Origin of the sequence: Streptomyces sp. NBC_00247, from assembly GCF_036188265.1 — a bacterium.
Taxonomy (GTDB): domain Bacteria; phylum Actinomycetota; class Actinomycetes; order Streptomycetales; family Streptomycetaceae; genus Streptomyces.
Genome location: NZ_CP108093.1, coordinates 4639721 through 4652179, shown reverse-complemented (window position 1 = coordinate 4652179; position 12459 = coordinate 4639721). Strand labels below are relative to the sequence as shown.

Here is a 12459-nt window from a genome sequence, read left to right as displayed (position 1 = left end):
CAGCCCTGGGGGGCGGGGGCCCCGTGGCCGGGGGTCTTCCGGGCGTCGGTCTCGCGGCCGGTCTTCCGGCCGGTGGTGTTCTGGCCGGAGGTGTTCTGGCCCGGGGTCGACCGGCCGGTGGTGTTCTGGCCGGAGGTCTCCTGGCCCGGGGTCGACCGGCCGGTGGTCTCCTGGCCGGTGACCCCGGGTCGTCCGGTGTCCTGTCCCCCGGATGATTGTTCGCCACTGCCCCGTTGTTCCGCGCCCGCCACCGATGCCTCCCGATCGCCCTGCTGCCGCCTGCGAACGTGCTGTCGCGTGACGTCACTCCCTCTGATCTTCCGCAACGCACCAACGCCCTGGGCTGCGGATTTCATCCCGCTGCAACAAACGTCGGTCAATGGTCCTGCGGTACATCACCCGATCGACTGAAGTCGGCCGCCGAACCCCCTACGCACGTTCGACCACGACTACGCTGGGTGACCAAGACGGCGACGGGCTCCGCCGGAGGGGTGGAGCCAGGACGTCAGGGATGTCGGAGTCTTCGGCGCATTCGGGTCTCCCGAAGGGCTGGGCACTCCGGCCGGAGGGACGGGGGACGTTCCATGACCGACGACATGACGAGGACGGACGCGTACCGCAGCGGCCGCGTGTACGCGGTGCTCGAAGTGCTGCAACGCCTGAGCCCGGGCGGCGGAGTGCGGCTCGGCGAGGACGGGCACCGCGTCAGGACCGCCGAGAAGCCTCTGGGCCATCTCCGGGAGGCGCTTGCCCTCGCAGGAAAGTACTACATGGACGCGCGGCGCAAGCATCCGGTCGAATCGGTCGACACGGTGTTCGGGATGCTGCCGGACGCGATGCCGGTGGCGAGGGAATTCCCCGGAAGTCTCGACACGAAGGGACAGGCGGAATTCCTGCGGGGGCGCGAGGACCAGATAGCCCTCATCGAGAAGAAGGCCGGTGTGCGCTGAGACCAGCACACACCGGCCCTGCCTCCCGGATCATCGCTGCTCCGGTGCGTCCGCGGGCGCGGCTACAGATGCGTCGGGGCGAACATCTTGAGCAGCGCCGGGAGCACGACCACGGACGGGCCGGGCGCGGCGAGCGCCTTCGCCAGGTCGGCGGCGAGGTCGTCCGGTGTGGTGCGGACGGCCGGGACGCCGAAGGACTCGGCGAGGGCGACGAAGTCCGGCCGGGCCAGCTCGGTGGCGGTGGCCTCGCCGAATGCGCCCGTCATGTACTCGCGCAGGATGCCGTAGCCGCCGTCGTCGACGATCAGCCAGGTGACCGGGAGGTCGTACTGGCGGGCGGTGGCGAGCTCGGCGATGGAGTACATCGAGCCGCCGTCGCCGGAGACGGCGAGCACCGGCCGCCCCGGGTCGGCGGCAGCCGCTCCGAGCGCCGCCGGGAAGGCGTAGCCGAGACCGCCGGCGCCTTGGGCGGAGTGCATGGTGTTGGGGTGGCGAGAGTCGAAGGCGGACCAGGCCCAATAGGCCAGGATCGTCATGTCCCAGAAGCTGGGCGCGGTGTCCGGGAGCGCCTCGCGGACGGAGGCGAGGACGCGCTGCTCCAGGGTGAGGTCCTGGGCGTCGATGCGGTCCCGGACCTGCTCCAGCAGGGTCCGGACGCGCGTCGGGGCGGTGGGGTCCTCGCGGGTCTCGACCGCTTCCAGGAGGTCGGCGAGGGCTTCGCGGGCGTCGGAGTGGATGCCGAGGGCGGGGTGGTTGGACTCCAGCTTCCCGGCGTCCGCCTCGATCTGGATGACCCGGCCCCGGGGGCTGAAGGTGTGGTAGTTCGAGGAGAGTTCGCCGAGCCCGGAGCCGATGACGAGGAGGACGTCGGCGGACTCCAGGAAGTCGGTGGTGTGCCGGTCCTCCAGCCAGGACTGGAGCGAAAGGGGGTGCTCCCAGGGGAAGGCGCCCTTGCCGCCGAAGGTGGTGACGACCGGGGCGTCCAGCTTCTCGGCGAGGGCGAGCAGCTTGCCGCTCGCGTCGGAGCGGACCACACCGCCGCCCGCGATGATCGCGGGGCGTTCGGCGCGGGAGAGCAGCCGGGCGGCGGCGAGGGTGAGCTCGGGGCGCGGGTAGAGCTCGCGCGGGGTGGCGTCCATCGCGGAGACCGGCGGCAGCGTGGTCTCGGCGAGCAGCACGTCCTGCGGGATCTCGATCCAGACCGGCCCGTGCGGGGCGGTGAGGGCGGACTCCCAGGCGGCGGCGATGGCGGAGGGGATCTGTGAGGCGGTCCGCACGGTGTGGACGGACTTCACCACGTCACGGAAGGAGGCCTTCTGGTCGCGCAGTTCGTGCAGGTAGCCGTGGCGGCCGCCGCCGAGGCCGGCGGTCGGGATCTGGCTGGAGATCGCGAGCACGGGAGCGGAGGCCGCCGCCGCCTCCTGGAGGGCGGCGAGCGAGGTCAGCGCGCCGGGGCCGGTGGAGAGGAGCAGCGGGGCGACCTCTCCGGTGATGCGGCCGTAGGCGTCGGCCGCGAAGCCCGCGTTGTTCTCGACGCGGAGTCCGACGTACGAGAGGGAGGAGCGGCGCAGGGCGTCGAACATGCCGAGCGCGTGCTGGCCGGGCAGGCCGAAGACGGTGGTCGCGCCGAGGCCCTGGAGGGACTCGACGACGAGGTCACCGCCGTTGCGGCCGGGCGGCGGGTTGAGTGCGGCTTCGGCCTGGGCCTCGGTGAGGCGGGGCCGGTCGTCGTGGTCGTGGCTCACTTCGTGCGCGCCTCGGCGATCTGGCGGGACATGATCGTCGTGAGCTCGTAGGCGGTGTGCGAGGCGGCGACGGCGGTGATCTCCGCGTGGTCGTACGCCGGAGCCACCTCGACCAGGTCGGCGGAGACGAGGTGGCAGGAGGAGAGGCCGCGCACGATTTCGAGGAGCTCGCGGGAGGTGAGGCCGCCGGCCTCGGGGGTGCCGGTGCCGGGCGCGTGGGCCGGGTCGAGCACGTCGATGTCGATGGAGATGTAGAGCGGCCGGTCGCCGATGCGCTGGCGGAGCTGATCGGTGATCTCGTCGACGCCGCGCCGCATCACGTCGGCGGAGGTGACGATGCCGAAGCCCAGCTTGGCGTCGTCGGTGAGGTCCTGCTTGCCGTAGAGCGGGCCGCGGGTGCCGACGTGGGAGAGGGCGGAGGTGTCGAGGATGCCTTCCTCGACGGCCCGGCGGAACGGCGTGCCGTGGGTGTACTCGGCGCCGAAGTAGGTGTCCCAGGTGTCCAGGTGGGCGTCGAAGTGGAGAAGGGCGACCGGTCCGTGCTTCTTGGCGACGGAACGCAGCAGCGGCAGGGCGATGGTGTGGTCGCCGCCAAGGGTCATCAGCCGGGCGCCGGTGGAGAGCAGGTCGTCGGCCGCGGCCTCGATCGTCTCGACGGCCTCGTTGATGTTGAACGGGTTGGCGGCGATGTCACCGGCGTCGGCGACCTGGGCGAGCGCGAACGGCGAGGCGTCCTGGGCCGGGTTGTAGGGGCGCAGGAGGCGCGAGGCCTCGCGGATCGCGTTGCCGCCGAAGCGGGCGCCGGGACGGTAGGAGACGCCGGTGTCGAAGGGCACGCCGACGACGGCGACGTCGGTGGTGCCGACCTCGTCGAGCCGGGGCAGCCGGGCGAACGTCGCGGGACCGGCGTACCGGGGCACACGGGAGGAGTCGATGGGGCCGCGGGGCGTTTCGCTGCTGCTCATGGAGCGCCTTCTTTCGGGTCGTTCGGGGTGGTGCGGGGTGGGGGCACGGATGGGGTCGGGCTGCGGTGTCTCGGGGGACCTCCGCATGAGGCGGGTGTGGCGGTGAGCGGGTGGGTGAAGCGGTGGTGCGGTGAGCGGGTGGGGCGCTCGTGCGGGTGGGTCGGTGGCCGCCACCGGTGGGACTGGGACCGGTGGCGGCCGGGTGTCGGCCGGTCGTGCCCGGGCCCCCGCCCGCACGGACCGAGGGGGCGGTCGGCGGCGGGGGCACGGGCGGGGTGTACCGGCGCGGGTGGTCTACACGGTGGCCGGCTCCTGCGGGGAGGTACCGGCCGCGGGGGCGTCCCCGTCGCCTCCGTCGATCCCGTCGCGTCCGGCCAGTCGTTCGCGCCAGGCGCTCAGCACGGCGGGGTCGGTGGGCTTGGTGGCCAGCGAGACGACGACGTACACGGCGAGCGAGAGGAGCAGACCGTAGTAGACGGGTTCATTGGCAAGGATGCCGTACACCCCCATCAGGACGACGACCGCGACCCCTCCGACGCCGACCGCGGCCAGGGCGCCGGCCGCCGTACCCCGGCGCCAGAGCAGTCCGCCGAGGATCGGCACCAGAAGACCGGCGACGAGGAGGTTGTACGCGACGGTGAGCGCTTCGACGACGTCGTTGAGGGCGATGGCGATGAGGATGACGGCGATGCCCATGATGAGGATGAACACGCGGTTGCCCCGCACCTCGTCGTGCCCGCCGTCGCCACCGTCGGCGCCACCGGCCCCGTCGGCTCCTGCCGCCGTCGCGCCGTCCGGGGCCCCCGCCCCCCGGCCGATCGCGCCGCGCAGCCGGGACCAGATGTCGTTGTTGGCGACGGTGGCGCAGGCGATCAGCGCGCCGGAGGAGGTGGACATCACGGCGGCGAGGGCGGCGGCCAGCACGAGCCCGCGTACACCGACCGGCAGCTCGTCCTTGACGATCGTGGCGAAAGCGGAGTCGGCGCTCGGCAGCTTCGGGTACATCACCTTCGCCGCGGTGCCGATGACGGCTCCGGCGACGGCGTAGACGAGGCAGTAGGTACCGGCGACGGTGCCGCCCCAGCGGGCCGTACGGTCGCTGCGCGCGGTGAACACGCGCTGCCAGATGTCCTGGCCGATCAGCATGCCGAAGGTGTAGATCAGCACATAGGTGAAGATCGTTTCGCCGCCGATGCCGAGCGGGTCGAAGTACTCGGTGGGCAGCTCGGCCTTCATCCCGCTGAAGCCACCGGCCTTGACGACCGCGATGGGCAGCAGCAGGAGGAGCACGCCGATCGTCTTGACGACGAACTGGACCATGTCCGTGATCGTGATCGACCACATGCCGCCAAGCGTCGAGTACGCGACGACGATCGCACCGCCGAGGATGATGGCGATGGTCCGGTTGAGGTCGAAGATGACGTCGAAGATCGTGGCGTAGGCGATGGTCGAGGTGACGGCGAGCATGAGGGTGTACGCCCACATGACCACGCCGGAGATGAGCCCGGCCCGTCCGCCGTAGCGGAGGTCGAGCATCTCGGAGACGGTGTAGACCTTCAGCCGGGCGATCCGCGCGGAGAAGAAGACGGAGAGGGCCAGCAGGCCGAGGCCGATGGTGACGACCATCCACGCCCCGGAGAGGCCGTACTGGTAGCCCAGACCGACACCGCCGATGGTGGAAGCGCCGCCGAGGACGATGGCGGCCATCGTGCCGGAGTACATCGAGGGTCCGAGCCTGCGTCCGGCCACCAGGAACTCGGCTTTGGACTTGGCGCGGCGCATGCCCCACCAGCCCATGGCGAGCATGCCGGCCAGATAGACCACGATCACCGCGTAGTCGACGGCCATGGGCGTCCCTCCATCTCAGTCGCTCGGGTGCGCACGCCGGGTCCGTACCGCGATCACGCCCGCGGCCGGGCGGCCGGGGCGGGGCACCTTCCGGAGACCCAGGTCTCCGGGACGGGGAGGCGAGTCTGCCCGGTGGGCCCGTGCGTCGCGTACGTCTCGTGCGCCCTGATGACGGTAGGTGGCCTCCAGGCAGCGCTGAAGTGTACGTTTCCTCCATCCTTGACGTACAAGATGGAGAAACCATCCATGCCGGACTCCCCCACGGGTCCCTCCCCGGCCCCTGAACCCGCCGGGTCCGCCACGCCGGCCGGTCCCTCCACGGCCCCCGCCGGGCCGCCCACTCCGCCCGTCTCCCTGGACGCGCTGCTGGCCCGCGAGGAGCTGGGGCTGCGCCGGATCGCCGGGCCCCGGCGGGCGGACCTCCTCTGGGTGCACACCTCGGAGATGGCCGATCCGTACCCCTACCTCCTGGGCGGCGAGCTGCTGCTCAGCGCGGGCGTGCTGCTGACCGACCCGGACCGGTACGTCTCACGGGTGGTGGAGGCGGGCGCGGCGGCGCTGGGCTTCGGGGTGCGGCCGGTGCACGAGTCCGTGCCGCCGGGACTGGCACAGGCGTGCGAGCGGTACGGGCTGCCGCTGCTGGAAGTTCCGCCGGAGACGACGTTCACCTCGGTCGCGCGGGCGGTGTGGCAGCTGATGGCGGACGCCCGCCACCAGGAGTTGCGCCGGACGGCCCGCGCGCAGCAGGCCCTCGCGTCGGCGGCGGCCCGCCCCGACCCGGTGCCCGCGGTGCTCCACCAGCTGGCGGCCCAGTTGGGCGGGCGCGCGGTGCTGCTGAGCCCGGAGGGCGGCGAGGTCCACACCGCAGGCGCCCGTACCGCCCCGGCGGTGCGCACCGCCCTCTCCCGGCTGGCCCGGGTCGTCGCCCCGCAGGAGCGCCGGGCCGCTCCCGCGTCCGCCACCGAGACGGTGGACGGCACCCATCTGTCGGCGTACGCGCTGGGCGGCGGGCACGGCCTGGTACTCGCCCTCGCCACCGGCCCCCGCGAGCCCGGCGACCACACCGTGGCGGGGATGGCCGTCGTCCTGCTCTCCCTGCTGGCCGCCCCGCACCAGGGCGCGGGCTCGGCGGACCGTTCGGCGGCGCTGGTACGGATGCTGCTCGGCGCGGCCCCCGAAGACGTGGGGCCACTGCTCGGTTCGGACGGCCCGTGGACCGTGGTGCACGCCCGCCGTACGAGCGGCGGCAGCACCGCCCCGCTCACCGCGGGCACCCTCGGCGCCTCATTCGGCTCGGCCCTGGTCGACACGGGCCGCCGCCCCGAGGAGGCGGTACGGGTGCTGCTCACCGATCCCGCCCGGCTCACCCCGCAGCCCGGCTGGGTGCTCGGCGCCTCCGACCCCGTACCCCTGGACGGGCTCGCGGCGGCGGACACCCGGGCTTCCCGGGCGCTGGCCCGCGCGGAGGCGACCCGTACCCCGTTGCTGCTGCACCGCGCGGACCGGGGCCTGAGCGGCCTGCTGGCCGGCGAGGCGGCCGAGGCCCACGCCCGAACCCTGCTCGCCCCGCTCTCCGAGACCCTGCGGGAGACCCTGCGCTGCTGGCTGTCGTTGCACGGCAGCTGGGACCGCACGGCGGTGGCCCTCAAGATCCACCGCAACACGGTCCGCCAGCGCGTCGGCCGCTGCGCGGAGCTGCTGGACACGGACCTGGACGACATGGACGTACGGACGGAGCTGTGGTTCGCCCTGCGGCTGACGTGAGCCGTCCCGGCCGGGTGCGCCCGGCCTCGTCTCCGCCCTGCTCCGGCCCGCCCGCCCTACTCCGGCTCCCCCGCGGGCGCGGGTTCCGCGACCGCGAGGGGCACCTTCACCAGGAGCCCGGACCGGTTGGCCAGAAGGACGGGGACGTCGTCCTCGTGGAAGCGGAGGGCGCCGATGGCCCCCTCGGTGCGGGAATGCCGGGCGAGCCGCTCGGCCAGGGATTCCAGGTCGGGCAGGGACTCGGCGTGCACCTCCTGGCGCGTGGTGAGCGACCACCCGGCGGGCGTCCGCACCAGCTCCCCCACCAGCACGCCCCCGACCCGGGCCGCCGGCCCCCGACCCGCCAGCAGGGGATACGCCCCCGCGGCCCCGGACTCGCCGTACTCGGCGGCGTCCGCCCGTACACCGAGGTGCCACTGCAGATCGGTCAGCACCGGGATGGCCACGGAGGCCTTGAGGTCCAGGCAGAAGTCCACCGCGTACACGTCGCTCATGGCACCAGCGTACGAGCGACGGCCCACCGCTCGCCCCCACCCGCGCGACGCACGGCGGGAGGGGTGGGTGACGGCGAAAACCGCTCGCCGTCACCCACCCCTCCCGTCATCGGTGCTTCCGGCTCAGCTCACTTGCGGAAGTAGCCGGTGACGTCCGCGATCAGGTCGACGGTGCCCGCGTTGTTGTAGAAGCTCACCTTTCCGTTCACCACCGGCACGATCACCAGGTTCGGAACGGTCTGCCCCTTCACCACGTTCAGGTTCGACGCACTCGTCCGGGTCGTCCCGGCCGGGTAGACCGACACGAAACTCGTCGCCGACACGTGCGTCGCCGTCACGTTCAGCACCACCGCCGTGACACCCGTCGCCGGAACACCGTTGACACCCGCGACCTGAAGGGTCACCACACCCGCCGGACCGACCTGGGCCTTCGGCACACCCAGCCCCTCACGCGTGTCCATCACCCGCTTCGGACCGAGATTGACGTGCGTGGAGCCCTCGCCACCGGAGGTGAAGTAGCCGGTGATGTCCGCGATCAGGTCGACGGTGCCCGCGTTGTTGTAGAAGCTCACCTTTCCGTTCACCACCGGCACGATCACCAGGTTCGGAACGGTCTGCCCCTTCACCACGTTCAGGTTCGACGCACTCGTGCGGGTCGTCCCGTCCGGGTAGACCGACACGAAACTCGTCGCCGACACGTGCGTCGCCGTCACGTTCAGCACCACCGCCGTGACACCCGTGGCCGGAACACCGTTGACACCCGCGACCTGAAGGGTCACCACACCCGCCGGGCCGACCTGGGCCTTCGGCACACCCAGCCCCTCACGCGTGTCCATCACCCGCTTCGGACCGAGATTGACGTGCGTGGAGCCCTCGCCACCGGTGCTGAAGTAGCCGGTGATGTCCGCGATCAGATTGACGGTGCCCGCGTTGTTGTAGAAGTCCACCTTTCCGTTCACGACCGGCACGATCACCAGGTTCGGGACCGTGAGGCCCGCCACCACGTTCAGGTTCGACGCGCTCGTGCGGGTCGTCCCGTTCGGATAGACGGAGATGTAGGACACGGCGGTCGAGGTGGTCGCGGTCACGTTCAGCACCACGGCCCCCACGCCGGTGGACGGCACTCCGTTGGCGCCGGTCACCTGGAGGGTCACCACGCCCGCCGCTCCGACCTTGGCCTTCGGCACACCCAGCCCCGCGCGCGTGTCCATCACCCGCTGCGGGGTGAGGGGCACGAAGGTCTTCGGCGCCGGGACGTTCACGTTCACCGCGGCGGTCGTGGTGGTCGCGCCCGACTGGTGGTGGGCCCGCACGGCCAACTTGTGGACGCCTGGCACGGAGAGTGTCGTGGAGGCGGTGCGCGCGGCTGCCGCGGTGGTCACCACCGGCTGCCCGTCCACCAGCAGTTCGAACCTGCCGATCAGGGACGAGGGCGTGGTGGTCGACCAGTTCACCGACACCGGGCCCGGAGTCTCGTAGCCGGAATCGACGGCGAAGGCGCCGCCACCGACCGAGGACACCTTGAGGCCCTGGACCGGGCCGGCCGCGAGCGTCCGGATGGCCGGGAGCTGCGGGTAGAGCAGGGCACCCGGGCACTCGGTGTTGAAGCCGTCCCGGTGGCCGGAGATCTGGTTGAACGTGTACGACTGCCCGGCGACGAACTGCTGACCCGCGTAGTTCGTCTGCGTGGCACCGGCGACCAGCGAGGTGGTGCCCGCCGGATCGCCGCCGTACTGGCCGAGCTTGTACGCGGCCACCCGAGCGGTCGCCTCCAGCGCGGCGTTCGACGCGGCGGTGTTCGTGTAGTCACCGAGGATCGCGACGCTGGTGGACTCGCTGTTGAAGCCGTAGGTGTGCGCGCCCATGACGGGCTGGTCGATACCGCCCTGACGGCCCTCGAAGATCGTCCCGCACTTGTCGACCAGGAAGTTGTATCCGAGGTCGCGCCAGCCGTTGGTCTTCACGTGGTAGACGTGGATGGCCCGCACGATGGCCGCCGAGTCCGCGCAGTTGTAGTCGGCGTCGGTGGTGTGGTGGACGAAGACCGCCTTGATGACGCCCTTCTCCAGATAGATGGGCCCCTCGTCGTCGAGCGACTCGTCGGCCCCCCACTCGGCGCGGGTGACGACCGGCGGCTGCGGGACCGTGGACGGCGGCCCCGGGTCGATCTCGGCGGTCGCCGCTGCGGCGACGGACGTGCCGGCGGCCGACGCGCCGGTCGCCGCGTAGGCCGCGGGCCGGGCGCTCGGGGCGTCGCCCGCCGCGGACGCGGTCCCTGCGGTACCGGCCCCCGAGGCGCTGGTCCCCGCGTCGAGGTCCGGGTCGACCATGTCGAGACGGAGGCCGGCCGGCAGGACGCCCGCGGACGTCCCGTCGCTCACCCGTACCTCGGCACCGTTCGAACGTCCCACCCAGACGGGCTCCGTGGATCCGCGCTCCGCGGGACGCTCGCCGTCGAGGCCGGGCGTGTACGGCTCCAGCGTGATCCAGTCCGACCACGCCCCGGTCTCCGCACTGCGGGTACGGGCTTCGATCGTGCCCTTTATCGCGGCACCGGCGTCGGGCCAGGACACGCCCAGTAGCCCGAACGGCTCGGTCGTGCGCCGCGAGAGGGTGGCCGTCCGTCGTCCGTCGGCCTTCAGGGCGAGCTTGTGCACCTCGCTCCTGACCGGTCCGTCCGCCCGGTTCCCGGTGCCGTACGCCCCCGTACCGCCGGCCTGCACGTGCGGGGCGGCCGGCGCCTCCGCGGCGATCCGTGACTCCGCGGCCACAGCGCCGGTCGAAACACCCTGAAGTCCCAGCACTGCCAGAACTCCGAGCGCGACGGCAGCCGTGCCACGTACTCGATTCGGTCTCAATTTTCCCCCTGAATGAACAGAACATCACCGACCGGCGAAATGCTACTGACCCCTTCATGAATCACGGCGTCGGGGAGACGGAATGTCTCGACCACTTCCGGAATGACTCATTCCCTTTCATGGGCGACCCGGGCGGCGACGCCCGGACGTCGGGTGACGCGTGCGCGCGGTTACCGCGAATCAGCCACCAGCAGAACAGAACACGAACGAACGCCACCTTCCGGTTCCACTTTCCGGGTCACCTTTCCGCCCCGCACCGGGCGCGGCGGCAATTTCCCGGAATCGCCCTCTATTTCGCGGCGTCACCGCACCGTGCACAGAAATACCGACATACCGATACAGGCGGGCCGACCCGTCCCGAATTCCCCGCGGACTCCATGGCGCGCGAGCACGGGGACGCGGCGGCGACGAGAACCGCCCGGAGGAGACAGGGGTACCCAACGGCCCATGACGGGCGGAGGGTCGTCCCGCGAGGTGCGCGGCGGAGTGGGGGGCATCACCCTGGACAGCTCCGTGACCGCCGGGTAACTTCGACAGGAGACTGAGCAAGCGCTTAGCCGTACGCGTCGACACGGGACCGAAGCGGTACCGGGTGGCGTCGATACGGCACCGGAGCGGCCTGCTCACCGAAGCCACGCACCCGACCAAGGAGGCACCCCGTGCGCCGTACGGTATTCAACGAGGACCACGAGGCGTTCCGGGAGACCATTCGCGCTTTCATCGAGGCCGAGGTCGTCCCCGTGTACGACGAGTGGTTCACGTCCGGTCTGGTGCCGCGTGACTTCTACTACAAGCTGGCCGAGCTGGGCATCTTCGGCATCGAGGTCGACGAGGAGTACGGCGGCGCCGGCATCGAGTCGTTCAAGTTCGAGGCGATCATCTCCGAGGAGACCGCCCGCGCGGCCGTCTCCTTCGGCGGCTCCGGTGTGCACGTGCTGCTCTGCCTGCCGTACCTCAAGGCGTACGCCACCAAGGAGCAGAAGGAGCGTTGGCTGCCGGACTTCGTGACCGGCAAGACGATGTACGCCATCGCCATGACCGAGCCGGGCACCGGCTCCGACCTGGCCGGCATGAAGACCACCGCCAAGCTCTCCGAGGACGGCACGCACTACGTCCTCAACGGCTCCAAGACCTTCATCACCGGCGGCGTGCACGCGGACCGCGTGATCGTCTGCGCCCGTACGGACGCCCCGAAGGCCGACGACCGCCGTCACGGCATCTCGCTGCTGGTGGTCGACACCAAGGCCGAGGGCTACTCGGTCGGCCGCAAGCTCGACAAGCTGGGCCTGCGCACCTCGGACACCGCGGAGCTGTCGTTCGTGGACGTGAAGGTCCCGGTCGAGGACCTGCTCGGCGAAGAGAACAAGGGCTTCTCCTACCTCGGCCAGAACCTCCCGCAGGAGCGCCTGGGCATCGCGGTCAACGCGTACTCGCAGGCCAAGGCCGCCGTCCGGTTCGCCCAGAGTTACGTCTCCGAGCGCACCGTCTTCGGCAAGCCGGTCGCCGCTTTCCAGAACACCAAGTTCGAACTGGCCGCCTGCCAGGCCGAGGTGGACGCGGCCGAGGCCGTCGTGGACCGGGCGATCGAGGCGCTGGACGCCAAGGAGCTGACCGCCGCCGAGGCGGCCTCCGCCAAGCTGTTCTGCACCGAGGTCGCCCACCGGGTGATCGACAAGTGCCTCCAGCTGCACGGCGGTTACGGCTACATGAACGAGTACCCGATCGCCCGCCTGTACGCCGACAACCGCGTCAACCGCATCTACGGCGGTACCAGCGAGGTCATGAAGTCCATCATCGCCAAGTCCATGGGCCTGTAGGGCTTCCCCACCCGGCGA

8 protein-coding genes are annotated in these 12459 nt (G+C 71.6%); 3 read left to right on the top strand and 5 right to left on the bottom strand.

The annotated features are described in order from the left end of the window. Positions 1–584: 584 nt before the first annotated feature. Positions 585–950 carry a hypothetical protein gene (locus tag OHT52_RS20135; RefSeq protein ID WP_328721572.1) on the top strand — a complete coding sequence of 122 codons (366 nt, stop codon included), beginning with the start codon at positions 585–587 and terminating at the stop codon, positions 948–950. A 62-nt stretch (positions 951–1012) separates the two neighbouring features. On the opposite strand, the gene OHT52_RS20130 is transcribed toward OHT52_RS20135, so the two are convergent. The 3 genes from OHT52_RS20130 to OHT52_RS20120 all read right to left on the bottom strand — a co-directional run bounded on the left by OHT52_RS20130 (position 1013) and on the right by OHT52_RS20120 (position 5508). Beyond that, on the bottom strand, positions 1013–2695 hold the full coding sequence (locus tag OHT52_RS20130; RefSeq protein ID WP_328721571.1) for a thiamine pyrophosphate-binding protein: 1683 nt from the start codon (positions 2693–2695) through the stop codon (positions 1013–1015). Next, positions 2692–3660 (bottom strand): agmatinase, encoded by a 969-nt coding sequence (gene speB / locus OHT52_RS20125; protein ID WP_328721570.1) that lies wholly within the window; start codon positions 3658–3660, stop codon positions 2692–2694. Before speB ends, OHT52_RS20130 begins: the two co-directional genes overlap by 4 nt. A 294-nt stretch (positions 3661–3954) precedes the next feature. Continuing rightward, positions 3955–5508 carry a sodium:solute symporter gene (locus tag OHT52_RS20120; RefSeq protein WP_328721569.1) on the bottom strand — a complete coding sequence of 518 codons (1554 nt, stop codon included), beginning with the start codon at positions 5506–5508 and terminating at the stop codon, positions 3955–3957. A 231-nt stretch (positions 5509–5739) separates the two neighbouring features. On the opposite strand from OHT52_RS20120, the gene OHT52_RS20115 reads away from it, so the two are divergent. Next, positions 5740–7272, top strand: a complete 1533-nt coding sequence (locus OHT52_RS20115) for a PucR family transcriptional regulator ligand-binding domain-containing protein (RefSeq protein ID WP_443046805.1) — start codon at positions 5740–5742, stop codon at positions 7270–7272. 56 nt (positions 7273–7328) lie between these two features. Here the strand turns inward: OHT52_RS20115 and OHT52_RS20110 are convergent, their stop codons facing one another. After that, positions 7329–7766, bottom strand: coding sequence for a hypothetical protein (locus tag OHT52_RS20110; protein WP_328721567.1), 438 nt, complete (start codon positions 7764–7766; stop codon positions 7329–7331). A gap of 128 nt (positions 7767–7894) precedes the next feature. Then, positions 7895–10570, bottom strand: a complete 2676-nt coding sequence (locus tag OHT52_RS20105; RefSeq protein WP_328721566.1) for a peptidoglycan recognition protein family protein — start codon at positions 10568–10570, stop codon at positions 7895–7897. Positions 10571–11283: 713 nt separating this feature from the next. Between OHT52_RS20105 and OHT52_RS20100 the strand changes: the two genes are divergently transcribed. Next, positions 11284–12441 (top strand): acyl-CoA dehydrogenase family protein, encoded by a 1158-nt coding sequence (locus OHT52_RS20100; RefSeq protein WP_328721565.1) that lies wholly within the window; start codon positions 11284–11286, stop codon positions 12439–12441. Positions 12442–12459 lie beyond the last annotated feature (18 nt).